Origin of the sequence: Pseudomonas fluorescens, assembly GCF_001902145.1 — a bacterium.
In the GTDB taxonomy this organism is placed as follows: Bacteria; Pseudomonadota; Gammaproteobacteria; order Pseudomonadales; family Pseudomonadaceae; genus Aquipseudomonas; species Aquipseudomonas fluorescens_BV.
This window is the reverse complement of the sequence record NZ_MRST01000023.1, coordinates 470,035-484,445: the sequence shown is the minus strand read 5'-3', so window position 1 is coordinate 484,445 and position 14,411 is coordinate 470,035. Positions and strand designations below refer to the sequence as shown.

Here is a 14,411-nt window from a genome sequence, read left to right as displayed (position 1 = left end):
ATACTCATGAGTCAGCTTTTTTTGGACTAGACCCAAACGACGCAAAACGCTTGTTGAAGCCGGCGATGCGGCCTTCGACCTGGGTCTTGCGCTGTTGGCCGGTGTAGATCGGGTGCGAGGCGCTCGAGACGTCCAGCGGGATGTAGGGATAGGTGTTGCCGTCGCTGTGTTTGTGGGTGCGATCACTGTCGGCGGTGGAACCGATGAGGAAGAACACGTCGGCGGCGGTATCGTGGAACAGCACGGTGCGGTAGTCGGGATGGATACCAGCTTTCATAAGGCCTCCTGGGCATCTGGGTGCAGTTGATGTGTTATACAGTAACACGATAAATGCATCCAAACGAGAACCTATTGCAATAAGATTAGGCCGAGCGCTTCTATATAGCCGCTGTTGAGGCCGGCTTCAGACTGTCAATTTTAATAGTTTACGAACCGACCCAACCGCCGCCAGTTGTCTATCCCGGGCCAGTCTGTCCCACCAGCGGTACCAAACTGAATATTCCCACAGGTTGTCTATGGTTTCCTGACAGGCGCAGAATGGTGGATCGACCTGAAGAGTCCGAACCCAAGGAAACCGTATGAGCCTGTCCTTGTTAAGCCGCTACGCCTTCTTCGCTGTGTGCGTCATTTTCACCCTCGCCAGCCTCCCTTTTATCGAACATGAATGGCTGTGGCCTATCACGCTCATCACCGCTGTACTCAGCCTGATCGGTATTTTCGACCTGCTGCAAAGCCCCCACGCGGTGCGCCGCAACTACCCGATCCTGGGCAATATCCGCTACCTGGTGGAAGGCATCCGCCCGGAAATCCGCCAGTACCTGCTGGAATCCGACAGCGACGCCCTGCCCTTCTCCCGCGCTCAGCGTTCGCTGGTGTACTCGCGGGCCAAAAATGAAACCGCCGACAAACCCTTCGGCACTTTGATCGACGTGTACCAGTCGGGCTTCGAATTCATCGGCCACTCCATGCGTCCCGCACCGCTGAGCGACCCCAGCGCCTTTCGTGTGATGGTCGGCGGCCCGCAGTGCACGCAGCCGTACTCGGCGTCGGTGTTCAATATCTCGGCGATGAGCTTCGGCTCGTTGAGCGCCAATGCTATCCGCGCTCTCAACCACGGCGCCAAGCTCGGCAACTTTGCCCACGACACCGGCGAAGGCAGCATCAGCCCCTACCATCGCGAAAACGGCGGCGACCTCACCTGGGAACTGGGCAGCGGTTATTTCGGCTGCCGCACCAGTGACGGCCGTTTCGATCCGGAGCGCTTCGCCGTGCAGGCGCAGAACCCACAAGTGCGCATGATCGAAATCAAGATGAGCCAGGGCGCCAAGCCTGGCCATGGCGGGATTCTGCCCAAGCACAAAGTCACCCAGGAAATCGCCGAGACCCGCGGCATCATGATGGGCGAAGACTGCATCTCGCCGTCACGCCACAGTGCGTTTTCCACCCCCATCGAGCTGATGCAGTTCATCGCCCAGTTGCGCGAACTGTCCGGCGGCAAACCCGTGGGCTTCAAGTTCTGCCTGGGCCACCCGTGGGAATTCATGGGCATTGCCAAGGCCATGCTCGAAACCGGCATTCTCCCGGACTTTATCGTGGTGGACGGCAAGGAAGGTGGCACCGGCGCCGCCCCTGTGGAGTTCACCGACCATATCGGCGTGCCACTGCGTGAGGGTTTGCTGTTTGTGCACAACACCCTGGTGGGCCTGAACCTGCGCGACAAGATCAAACTCGGCGCCAGCGGCAAGATCGTCAGCGCCTTCGACATCGCCAGCGTCCTGGCCATCGGCGCCGACTGGGCCAATTCGGCGCGCGGCTTCATGTTCGCCATCGGCTGCATTCAGTCGCAAAGCTGCCACACCAACAAATGCCCGACTGGCGTAGCGACTCAAGACCCGTTGCGCCAGCGTGCGCTGGTGGTGCCGGACAAGGCCCAGCGCGTGTTCAACTTCCACCGCAACACCCTCCACGCCTTGGCAGAAATGCTCGCCGCCGCCGGGCTGGATCATCCGTCGCAATTGTCGGCCAAGCACTTGGTACGGCGCATGTCAGCGACGGAGATCAAGCTGTTCTCGCAGTTGCATGTGTTCCTAAAGCCCGGGGAGTTGCTCACCGGTGAAGTGAACGGCGAGTTCTATTCGCGCATGTGGCAAATGGCGCGGGCGGACAGTTTTGAGCCGCATGAAATTGCTGCAGCCTAAAGGACACTTAGCATGTTGAAAGTCATCGCCGAGGACTTTATCAAGCCCGAACATCTGGAAACCGTACGCCCGTGGTACGCCGAACTGGTGGAAAAAACCCGCCAGGAACCCTTGTGTATCACCTACGATTTATTCATCGATCAAAAAGACCCGGGGCACTTTGTTTTTATCGAACAATGGCCCGACCAGGCGGCGCTGGATGCGCACTGCCAGACCGAGCACTTCAGACGGTTGGTGCCCCAGATCAATGAGCATCAAGCCAAGCCATGCCGGGTCTTGTTGATGGACGCTTTCTGACAAAACCCACCGCCCACTGAACCGCCCCCCGACGGCATCGTTGAAACAAGGAGATTCACATGCCGTTATTGGACTTCGCCGCAGTCGCCGCGCAACTGCCCGACAGTTGGACATCCACACGCCAGGGCCATCATTGATATCCAGAGACATTCAGTAATATCCAGCCTTTGCAATCGCTTACAAATACCGCCAACCTGCGCCCGCCCGACGTGCGGCGTGCGCCAACGCACGCGCTCACCTATCGTCATTCAACAACTTGTTCAAGAGCCCGCTGCCATGCTGAACGGACGCGACCCGCGCATCGATTTTTTTCGGGGCCTGGCGTTGATTTTCATTTTCTGGGACCACGTGCCCCACAACCCCCTGGCCAATGTCACCGTGCAGAACTTCGGGTTCAGCGATGCCGCCGAAATCTTCGTGTTCCTGGCCGGCTACGCGGCGGTATTGGCGTACGGCAAGATCCTGCAACGCGACGGCTACTTCATCGCCTGTTTGAAAATCCTGCGCCGGGTGTGGACGCTCTACGTGGTGCATATTTTCTTGCTGGCGCTGTTGATGGGCATCGTGATTTTCGCCAACAGCCACATCGAAACCCGCGACCTGGTGCAGGAAATGGGCCTGGAGTATTTCCTCAGCAATACCCAGCAGGCCTTGGTCGATGAGTTGCTGCTGCGCTTCAAACCCAACCTGACCGACCCGCTGCCGCTGTATATCGTGCTGATACTCAGCCTGCCCATTACCCTGCCGCTGCTGTTGCGTATGCCCATGGTCACCGTGGCGATCTCGCTGGCGGTATACCTGCTCGCACCCTGGCAGGGCTGGAACCTGCCGGCCAGCAACGGCGGGGTCTGGTACTTCAACCCGATTACCTGGCAGTGCCTGTTTATCCTCGGCGGCGCCGCGGCTTTACGCTCGACGCGCCCTACCGTGCAGCAGCCACTGCTTCGTCAACCGTTGTTTATCGCGGCTGCGGCGTATGTGCTGATGACCTGCGTGATCGCCCTGTCATGGCGCTGGCCCGACGTGCACGATGCCTGGATGCCACGCCTGATCGGCGAATGGCTGTACCCCATCAGCAAGACCGACCTGTCACCGGTGCGTTTGCTGCACTTCCTGGCCCTGGCCTACGTCACCGCCAAATTGCTCCCCGGTGTCGGCTGGACACAACACTGGTTGGCGCAACAACTGGCGCGGATGGGGCGCTATTCCCTGGAGGTATTTTGCCTGGGTGTGGTGCTGGCGCCGTTGGCCGATATGGTCAACGCCGTGACCGGTGACCGCTTCGCCATACAGATCGCCACCGCTGTGGTGGGGGCCGTGGTCATGGCCTTGTTTGCCGCGTGGCTGGAGTTCAACAAGCGCTTGGACCAGCGGCGAAGCACTCCGCCCCCCTCTCCCGCTACATAGATAGCGCCTGGCGCGTCTACCGTGGTGGTTCCATTTCTGTCCACTTAAACAGTGAAAGAGTTGCCGACAGGGCAGCTCTTCTCGACAGGAACCCCACGGATGACCCCGCTGAATCAAAGCAAAAGCCTGCGCCGCGATGGCGACAGGCTGATGACCAGTGCCTTGGTCGAGCATCTCAAGACCGCAACATCCACGCCAGACGCATCGCTGCCGATCCCCGCACAAAGCTCGCTGGGCTGCTGGTTGCAGCTGTACCGCCAGGCGTTCGAGCGCCCACGCGTCCTGGACTGGGTCCAGCGGCAGTCGCTGAAGCTGGCCGATCTCACTGTGCGCAACGGTACGCTGCATACCCAAGACAAAACCTTCACCCTTGACGACCCCAGTGATTGGTACCAGCTTGCACCGCCTATCCTGGCCATCGCCCAGGTCATCGACCCCGACGCGATGGGCCTGCCCTTCCCCGGCGAACACCCGGCACTGAGCGCTCGGGGCATCCTACGGTTTTACGGTTACCCACAACCGCACACGCGCGCCCAACGGGGCACAGTGATAGACACCTTGAGCCACCTTCAATCGTTTTTCGGGCGCGCTGAATCCCCCGTGTCAGAAGCGTTCAAACAGCTGGAGCAGGACCAGAAAACCCTGGCTGAGCAGTTACTGGCCGGAATCAATGCGGAGGATGAGGAGGACCGGGCATTCAACCTGTTCACGCTGTACCGTACCCGCTGCTGGCTGACCTCACGCTCGTTCTGGGCGACCAGTATGGAATCGGCCGCGGCCTTGCTCCTGGGCATTACCGAACATCCACAGTTCCTGGCTCTGGATCAAACCCGGAACCTGGACCCCGAGCAGTATTCGTTTGACGTCACCCGGCAGTCGATCAGAGGGGCGGGATCCAGCGGTACGCCGCACGAAATAGGCTATGAACAGCTGGCCCAACTGGCGTTGGATGGCGCCCTTGAACGTTTGCAAGACCTCGCAAACGCCATGCAACTGTCCATCTCCCTGGATGGCAAATTCAACCTGGCGCAACTGCTCACCCTGCATGAACTGCCTTTGCCCAATACCCGCGAAGCGGCCTGGGACCTGATAGAACAGTTGCGCAGCGCTTCGCCCCTTACCACCCCGCCCATTTGCGACCAGGCCGATTCCGACATGGCCCTACAGGTGCATCGGCAAGGGCTCACCGCAGAACGTGAACGCGACAATCGCGCCGAAGCCCAAGGCCCCCGGCTCGAACGGGCGTTGCCGGTAAAACCTCGCCTGGGCAATTACTGGGAAGGCTTGGGTTTGCCGCAACCCAGCGCACTGACGCTGTCGGCCGAGCAACGCGCCCTAGTCGTGAACATCACCCGCAGGTTTCTGCCACAGCCCAATCAAGGGCTGCTTGAGCTGTTGAGCGCCGATCTGCTGCCCGGCCCGCCCGATGAACAGGTGTACTCGCTACTGGCCCATCCAGCCGCGCAAACATTGGCCGATCAATTGATCGACGCAGTGCAATGGTACGGCCATGCACCTGGTCAGTTGGCGAACCGGTCCAGTCGTGACACCTTGGTGCTGAGCGCCCTGATCCTGGATCTGGACCCCCAGGCCGGTCAGCGTCGCTACACCGTTGTCGGCCTGAACCTCAACCATAGTGACTGCTGGGGCCATCGCTATGCGGATCTTCGCCGCACAGTGGAACTGCACCTGATCGAGAGCGGTGCCGCCACCTCGCGCTCCACCGCGCTTGCCGCACACCTGTTGCTGGCCGGTCTCGCCCCGGAGTTTCTGGTCGGCAAGCTCCCCGACTCGCTGTACTTCATGACCTCCCATGCCTGGCTGTTGTTCAAGCAAGGTGTGATGCTGGCAGAAGCGCTCGCCTGCGGCTCATCGCGGCACCTGCGGTTCAACGACATCGTAGCGCTCGCCACCCAGGAGCTGGACGCGGCCGAACAACCCCTGTGGCGTACTCACTACACCACCAGCACCTTGATTGACTGGGGGCTTGCACAGGGCCAACTGCACAGCGGCGATGAGTACGGCACCTATAACCTTGAGCACATCAACACGCTTCAAACCACGCTCAAAGCACGTCTCGATGCACTGGGCGATGCGTCCAAAACCTTACGAACCCCCCTAATCACACGCCGCCGTATTGCACTCAATGACTTGAAAAAAATATTCCGCAGAAACCGGTTATTGAAGAAAAAATGCCTGCGCTGGGGACAAGGGCCACTACGGCGGCCGTCTTATCTCCCAGCTCGCGGCATACAGCTGCAATCGCTGGTGGACCTGCACATGAGCGGGGCATTACAGCCTGTCGCCGAGCAATGGAATTCTGTCGAGCCAGCGCTGAATCTGGCCCAACTGAAACCGCATTTGAGCCGACTGAACAACGTCAACAACCTATTCCACGAAGCCAGTACCGCCCATATCGCGCGTCTCAAAGCGGCCTACACCACGGTCATCCGTTATCTGCTCGCACAATTACCTGTGAAGGATCGCGAGCACTTGCAAAAAGCCGCTGTGCAATTGCTGGTGATGAGGCAACCGGCGAACAAACCACAGATCCAAGAACAACCGGGAGAGAAGATGGCCCGCACTGGCCGCTTCGGTTTGATCCTACGGTGCGAGGTGCTCAACGGTCACCATGACTACGAACTGTTCCCTCTGTTGAACCTGGCGTATAAAAACCTCCGCCTTCCACGCACCTTGGACCTGGGAGGCACTCCTCTGACGGTCAAGACGGGCAGCCCGCATAGCACGCAGCCGACCTCGCAGCTGCATCTGGGGAGTTCGCTGGCCCTTGACGAAACAGCCTACATGACCGGCAGTCCGCCCAGAGCGGATCAGTCTTCAACCGTCATCATCGATCGGTTGTGGCGCGTCGAGGCATCGGAGCCCGTCAGCCAGGCGCTGATGTTCGATTCGCCAAGAGCCTTCACCCTGGCGACAACCATCGTCAATCAACACTTCTTCCTCGACATCGACGCCCTGGTGGCACAAGCCAGGGGCTCAACCCTTCTGGAAGACCGGCAAAAAACCGCAGAAGCGGTGTACCAGGCCCTGCTGGGGCTTATCCCGCTGTGGTCATGCACCCAGGACCTGGCCTCAGGCGATACCAAACGCATGATCGAGGGCGCCTATGGGTGCTTTTTCGATGTGTTCGGTCTGCTCGCTCCCACCAAAGGTGTGTTGCTTTCCGGCATGACGCGCCTGGGAAAAGCCGCGCCCGCCTACATCAAGCTGCTGCAACTGGCCAAGCTGGGTGCCACCTACCTGAATGCGGTATTCAACCCTTTCGATAGCTTGCCGTCATTGCTACGCCTGGGCCGGCATGGCCTGGTACGTCTGAATCAAGCCGGCATGCGCGCATTGGAGGGCGCAGTCCGGCATACACGCCTGCGGCTGGCCCCCGGGGCCGCCGTTGACTACACGCGCTTGCTCAACAGAGCCGACATCGCGCCCGCCACCCTGATACGTGCCGATGGAGTGACGCAGGTGCTGGCGATAAAACGCTCCAGCGCCTGGTACGCCTTCGACCCTTTCAGTGCAAAACCTTACGGGCCACCGCTTGCGGGCCTGCGGCTGGACACGGCGATAACGGTCATCCCGTACCGCTCGGTGGACGGCTATAAGGCCAGAATGACCGAAACACTCTTCGAAAAGCCGCCGTTGCTGATTCAGCGTGCCAACGCCACCGATCTGCTGGACCAAGGCCGCGTATGGCGCTTGCCCCACGAGGGGGCCACACACATGGACGAACTCACCTCACCGGCCTATGCCCGGCAAGTCGATACCTTCGACAATCTGTGCACGATGCGTAGAAATAAACGCAGCCCCATCCCGGTCGTCTGCTTCACTAAAAAACTGCATGAGTATGCGCATTCGATCCACTTGCGTCGGGTCCAGGCACTGGACCACATTCGACTGATACCCGCTCCGTTGATCGGCGAACAAAAGCGTCAATTGGTCTATTACCGATGCATCCATGAAGTTACGCCGCGCGTTATCGAATTCGAACTGACACCGCTGCATGCATCGGCCCCCCTGACTTACAAAACCCACATCACCGGCAGACGCATTGATAACGAGCCCCAGTTCGGCCTGCCGGTAGACGATCTGGACACCGTGCTCAGCCGGAAGACGCAGGTGGTGGAGCTCGACGGCATCGTTGACGGTATCAACGACAGACGCACCCTGAGAGCGTTGCTGGTCAGCATGCCTGGCATGAAACACTGGGTGGTCGAAGCCGATGTCGGCGTCTTTTACCGAGTGCCCGTAACATCCACAGGGCCGAGCGCGCTGCACTTTGAACAACTGGATTACAGCGTCGGTGGCGAGCATGTCGCACTGATCGATGCCTTTGGCGAACGCAGGAATCAATTCTTGAACGCGGCGGAGCGCCTACCCGACCAGCCGTTGGTCGCACTGCCGACGCTGGAAGCCTTGTATCGACAGTTAGCTCGCCGTGGCGTCAGCGCCGAAAAAATCGAGCGGGTCCGTGAGCGGGCTACAAGCCTTAGAACCATCAAGCAACGCGAGCTGCTGCTCAACCTCAGCGACCAAGGACGCCGCTTAAACTTCAACTTCGTGTCGCGCCCTGTGCAGCTCGATATCTGGCCGCCCCGACCTGACACACCCGCACAACCTACTGCCTGGCAGATCAATCGCCACCTGGCCGAAAAAGCCCACGCCAGCACCTCGGCGCTGGTAGAGAGAACCCAGCTCAAGTCCGCCAATGTCCAAGGCCCCACGCTGGATGAACTACGCCGGGTGCAGGAGGCCCAATCCGTGGTGATGTGGGAGTACAGCAAGATCGGCCAGCCGAGCTACACGGAGATCATCCTCAAGACCGGTGCCGGCAATTGCGATCAGATGGCCCATGCGGCGTGCGAAATGATACGAACCAATGGCGGGACGGCCCAGGTCTGGATCTGCCAGGTTCATACCTTCGTCGTGGTGGGCACGCCACCTGCTGGCTTGAACCTGACGTTGGATTTCCAGGAAAGCGGGTGGGCCGATTTATGGATCAGTGACCCTTGGGCGGCCATCACTTGCCCGGCAAACGAGTACATGAGAACGCTGCATATAAAAATGCTCACCTGGGACCTTGAAGACATTGCGGTGTTTTTCAACGACGGGAACGCCTATCGCTGGGCGCGAGCTAACGACCCGGACTGGTTGCAGTTGTTACTCAGCACCCCCAAACAGCCACTGCCATAACGGCCGCACACAAAAATCCGCGGTCCGTCAGTTAACGGTCCGCGGATTTTTCAACACTCATCTCGATGAGCATTACGAGTCAGGGCGAATCACTGGTTGCGCCAACAAGTCTCTCGTTTCGGCGTCCCAGTTGTGCAATCAGGTAGGCGACGGAGTCGGCGTTGCTAAGTACCGTAATGATGCGTTTAAGCGGATCGGTACGGAAAACCCGCCGGGCATCGGCGAGGGTCTGGGTGCCAGTGACGCTGAGCAGCCTGTCGAGTACAGGCTGTGTTGACGTGCCCTTGGCTGGGTCTGTTTTGAGACCGGTTGCAATATCGACAACCTTGAACAACTCCCGGATCGGGGTATTGAGCGACAGTCTTGCAAGATGGCGGTTTTCCAGGGCTACTTTAGTTTTACTGCCCTCAGGGGTCTGGGGGTCAATCAGGTCATGAAAGGGATGGGCGGAATGCACGTAAGCCAAGTCCAGCGTCTCACATACATGATGGGTGATTTCGTGAATGAGGGTGGTCGCACGGGCATGGACGCTGACATAGAACGGTTTCATCAGCAAATGACTGTATTTCAGACCTGGACTGAAAAATGCCTCGGTCAAGTACACCAGCTGGAGGGGGTCGGGGACAATCGTAAAGGCCATCAACGTGTGTACGCCCTGAAGGGCCGGCACCCGCGAATGGCCAATGACAAATCGCGTTGAGTCCGAGGAGGTCAGTGAGGGTTCCATCAACGCATTGCATACCTTGTCGACGGTCTCCTGAATTTTTTCAAGGTGTTCGACCTCGAGCGTCTGCAAGCCGAAAAAGGTTTTTATTAGCGTGACGAGCCCAGGTGCAGCAAGGGGCGTTTGTGTGATCAGGCGCAAATTTTCCTGGGCGTTCTGTGTATAAAACGTCGCCAGAGCAAGTGCATCGGTGATAAGCCAAGATTCCCGAGCGTATAGCGCTCGAATCTCGCGCATCCCGCTGGCCAAGATATTCATACTGGAGCGCGCAAATGGCTCGGAGTAAAAGCGATTAGTCAATCGTGCAAGGGTTCGTCGCCCCGTCAGCAATAGGTCAGTGCTACTGAGCATCCACTGTTGTCGAGTGTTGCTGTGCACCACAGGGCCGACTTCGCCAGCACCGGTGATGCGCCAATCCAGGCCGTGCTGAATGACTTGGAACACTTTCCCTGCCACCGCCGCGTAGTAGTGGTTGGAAGCCGAGCGGTAAAGGTTCAGCGAAGTGTCTTTAATCAGGCTGGCCAAGCTCGGCTCAAGGGCTTCGAAACGCTGGAGCCGGGTGCGTGGCGCAGCGGTAATGTCCAGCGCAGGCCAGGACACCACAGAGGTCGCAGGTGTGGGAGGCGACGGGCTCGGCTCGGGGGCCGCAGGTATGCCGCCCTCTGATACAGGAGGCATGGAATCGCGCAAAGCGACCAGCAAGGCGACGCCGCCAATAAAATGCCCCAGTGCCTCATGCCATTGGTGGCTTTGCAGTTCTTCGGCAGACGCTTTGAACAGCTTATAGCTCTGCCAGACCAAGAAGGGGTAAGCCAGTTTGCCGGAAAAAAACACGACAGCCTGCTGTACCCCCTCGGAGAACACGGCCTTGGCCGTCTCCCAGGCAGGGCCTGCATTGGCCGTTTTCTGACAGCCCAGCAGCGTTGCCAGCAGTTCGACATTGTCGGTGAACAACTGTTTGAACAGAGGCGCGTTGATGGGGTTGCATGCCAGCTGGACGGTGGTACTGGCTTGGGGCTGCTCCAGCGCGCTTGTCAGTGCCGAGAGGTCAACGGCCGGGACCACCTGTCGAAGCCAAGTCTGTAAGGCGCCGGAGGCTGTCAGCTCAGCACACAGAGCGGCCTCAACGGTGTATTCCTTGAGGGTGTAGCCAGGACTGTAGGGGGCATAAAGGACTTGAGGCCCCTCTGCACATGAGGCGGGACCGATCAGGTAAGTCCCAGGGATCTTGATCGTTTTCTTCCCGGCATCGACCAACAGCTCCAGAGGGCGGATCATGGCGTTGGTGCCCACCACTGTCGCACGGGCGGTAGCATCGGGCATGTCCATGATCTGTTGAATGAGCCCGAAGGCCGCCGGTGAAAGCTGGCCTTGCAACGTCATGCTGTGAGCGTATTGCATCAGTTGCCACGGCAGTTGCTTGGCGAATCGCGTAAACCGCTGCTCAAAGTCCGGGCTGGCAGGGCCCAGGAAGGACTTGATATACGTTTGGTAAGCCGCGTTGATGTTCAGCGCCTGTATCCGCGTTTTCAGCGTCTGCGCATCCAGGGTGGAGGGCAACGGCGTTGTACCGGTACTGGCGAAGAGAGGCACCTCATCGTTCCAATACGATTGATGACTCAAGGCATAGTCCAGCAGCGACTGGTTGCGGGCCGGCGTACTGCCCTGCGCGGGCAACCCGACTTCGATTTCATCAGGTGTAACGCTGCCCTGATCGTCAAGCTCCTTGAGTAAAGCGCTGAGTTTCTCGCGCGTGAACTGAGCCAGTGAGTCGATCCCGTGCAGGTAATCCTGATTGTCGGTGACGTTGTTTCGATATTGCTCCAACAATTCGACATGGAGCTGTTGATCGACAGCACTGGCGTTGCCGAACCATTGCAGACCCTGTTGCAGGATCATGGCCTGGACCATGTCCATGGCACGCTGCACGTTGGTGGGCGCCAGGTTTTGTGTGGCTTGAACCTGCCATAGCTTGCGCAACTGTTCGACGGACAGTTTCATGGAAAGGATTTGCGCCAGTTCACGGTCTTTTTGTTGGGCATAGGTTCGTTGCAAGTGCTCGACGAGGTTGTCTTCGACCAGCTCAAGGGAACTGAGTGCATAGCTCGGATGCGAGTCCCAGTCCGGCGTCGCCAGGTTCGCCAGAAAAACCTGTCGTTCGTCCGGGATTGCCAGACGTCGACCCATCTCTGCTTTGAAGTGACTCAATGAGTGGAAGCTTTCCAGGCCCAACGCGGGCGTCCACAACAGCGTGCGACCGCTATATTGAGGGTCAAGCCCGCCGCGCTCGGTCAGCACGAAGCAGTTAATGAGTACCTGTGGGGTACTTTGCCCAGCAGGTGTGACCCGTAAAGAAAACGCGTCGGGGCGGAACCCATTGACACTAAGACGTAAGTCTCTGGCGTAAATACCCAATACGGCTAAGAGCACTTCGTAGTCGAGGGGTAATAAAGCGTTGTTCCAAAGCCTGAGCTGCGTTTCCCCGGTCAAGCCCATCTCCATTGCTTTTCTCAGCAGGGGCTCCATGTTGGGGGATACGCTGTGGGTTCTACGCAGATACTGTTTAAAACCGTCGACGGCACTGTCGATCAGCGTACTGAAGGTGGTGAGGTCCAAGCTTGAGATCTTAGTGGCGGGTTTGTCAGGAGCGGTTGAGTAGACGTGGGTGTTCAGCGGGTCGATGAATGAACCCACTTCGCCACATAAACGCGCCAGGAAATAGTCGACCATGCCGCTCGATGACAGCAGTTGAGGGGTGGCAGTGTCATTCGTGGGGCTGCTGTATTGGCGGACCGAGAGGCATGCAGCCTGCAGGTGTTGCTGCCCGAGAGCGTACAGTCTGGTGTTGAGATAGGTGGTGGCGCAATGCTCAAGCGAAGGGCGAAACGCTACGTGTCGTTCGACTTCGGCGTTGATGTTTTCGAGCAAATGTACGGTGGTACGCATTGCAGAGAGCGTTGGCGGAATGCTGGGTTCTGTCACCGTCGCCGTCCAGCTGCCTGCCAACTGGGTACTCCAGCGCCCCATGGGTTCGAAGGTCAGTAATTTTGGATCAATCATGCTACGCACATCCAGCACGTTATCCACCAGGGCGTCGAGGTCCATCGTGCCCTGGCTCAGGCGATACTGATCGAGGGCGTATTCAAGGTTGCACCCTTGTATTTCAATGATGCCCTCCATGATGCTTTGGAAAATCACCCCGGTGATGGGGGCTTTGGTGATGTCGCAGGCCAACAGGTCGACTTCGCTATAGCGTTGCGACCTGGACAGGTGTTTTCTCCAGGCATCGGAATGCAGACGGGGGTTGAGACTTTCGAGAAGGTGGGTTTTCAGCGCGCCCAGTTCGGTAAATGATTGCAGGCCTTGATGGGGGGTATAGAGCAGCCAGGGCGAACCATCGGCGTTCTTTTTAGTGCTGATGGCAAGTGTGCCTACCAGCTCAACAGGGGACTGGTCAGGCGCTTTCAGCAGTGCCTTTTCAACATTCATGGCCGGAGCAAGCGTTGCCGCAGAGAGCGCAGCCTTGAGCGGCAAGGCCTGTAGGTGCAAACGCTGGTCAGCCGTAATCGTTGTTTGCTGTTGTTGGTCGAGCGCCTGCGTAAAAAAGGCATTGGCCATGGCGTTGGTAAAAAGTTGCAGCCGTGAAACACCGGTGCTGGCAGGCTGCGCCCAAAATGTATTGGGCTGTTGCTTCATCTGTGTTTTCAAGCCCTGGGCCAATCCTTGGACCGATGCTTCCCAACGCAATTGATCGTCAGGTTGCTGGGAGTCAGCGGTGCGTTGGGGGTTGTAGTAGCGCCGGGTTTCACCCGCAGGCCAGCCATTGGCAACGAAATACCTGAGGACGGTTTCGCTCAAGGAGCGGGTGGTCGTGTGTCGGGACGTTGGCGTATCAGCGTTGCCTGATTCGCTCAAGGCATCGATGACATAACTCTGCACTTGGACTTGACGATGATCGACCCCCGTAAAAGACTGCGCCAACTCAGTGGAAATGTATTCATCCAGCAGAGAAGTGAAACTGGGCAGTTTGAGCAGCTCCTCGCGCATCAGACGGGCATTTTCAAGCAAGTTATTGGAAAGGGTCGTTTGTTGTGCTTCGAAGACAGCACCGGCCACGGTATGCGCGGTAATAGTCAGAGTCGCAGTAGGCGTCAGGGTGACTTGCTGGGAGATGGAAAGGTAATCAAGCAACCCTTGGCGCTGCGACGCGTCTTTGAGCCACGCCCCCAGTTGCGTCTTGAGTGTTTCATGGCTTTCCAGCTTTTCCAGACCACGCGCTGGCGTATACAGAAAAACCCCTCCTTGCGGAGCGGGGCTCATGACGAATGCGCCTGCCAGTTCAATAGCCGGTTGACCGAGCACGTTCAGTTGCAGGGTTTGAACGTGCATCGGCGCTTTTTGTGCCCGCCGCAAAGCGTCGGTGGCCAGATAGACGGAGTCGAGCCAGTCAAGGTCCTTGAGGGTAAAGTTGCGCGTGCGTTGGCGCTCGCTTAGCTGTGTGCGATCGGTTTGGGTTTCACTGAAAAAATACGGTGGGTTGTCAGTAACCATTGAATGCTCTCCATGCCGATTGGCTG

6 protein-coding genes are annotated in these 14,411 nt (G+C 58.5%); 4 read left to right on the top strand and 2 right to left on the bottom strand.

Annotated features, from left to right (window positions below):
• Positions 1-4: 4 nt before the first annotated feature.
• Positions 5-277: a type B 50S ribosomal protein L31 gene (locus BUE92_RS13950; RefSeq protein ID WP_073524340.1), complete on the bottom strand. Its 273-nt coding sequence runs from the start codon at positions 275-277 to the stop codon at positions 5-7.
• A gap of 301 nt (positions 278-578) precedes the next feature.
• On the opposite strand from BUE92_RS13950, the gene BUE92_RS13945 reads away from it, so the two are divergent.
• The 4 genes from BUE92_RS13945 to BUE92_RS13930 all read left to right on the top strand — a co-directional run bounded on the left by BUE92_RS13945 (position 579) and on the right by BUE92_RS13930 (position 9,110).
• Positions 579-2,198, top strand: coding sequence for an FMN-binding glutamate synthase family protein (locus BUE92_RS13945; protein ID WP_073524339.1), 1,620 nt, complete (start codon positions 579-581; stop codon positions 2,196-2,198).
• Between the two features lie 12 nt (positions 2,199-2,210).
• Complete coding sequence (locus BUE92_RS13940) at positions 2,211-2,495, top strand: putative quinol monooxygenase (RefSeq protein ID WP_073524337.1); 285 nt, start codon at positions 2,211-2,213, stop codon at positions 2,493-2,495.
• A 276-nt stretch (positions 2,496-2,771) separates the two neighbouring features.
• Positions 2,772-3,902, top strand: coding sequence for an OpgC family protein (locus BUE92_RS13935; protein ID WP_073524336.1), 1,131 nt, complete (start codon positions 2,772-2,774; stop codon positions 3,900-3,902).
• 99 nt (positions 3,903-4,001) lie between these two features.
• A complete protein-coding gene (locus BUE92_RS13930) occupies positions 4,002-9,110 on the top strand; it encodes a hypothetical protein (protein ID WP_073524335.1) in 5,109 nt (1,702 codons plus the stop codon).
• A gap of 79 nt (positions 9,111-9,189) precedes the next feature.
• Here the strand turns inward: BUE92_RS13930 and BUE92_RS13925 are convergent, their stop codons facing one another.
• Complete coding sequence (locus BUE92_RS13925; protein WP_073524334.1) at positions 9,190-14,385, bottom strand: dermonecrotic toxin domain-containing protein; 5,196 nt, start codon at positions 14,383-14,385, stop codon at positions 9,190-9,192.
• Positions 14,386-14,411 lie beyond the last annotated feature (26 nt).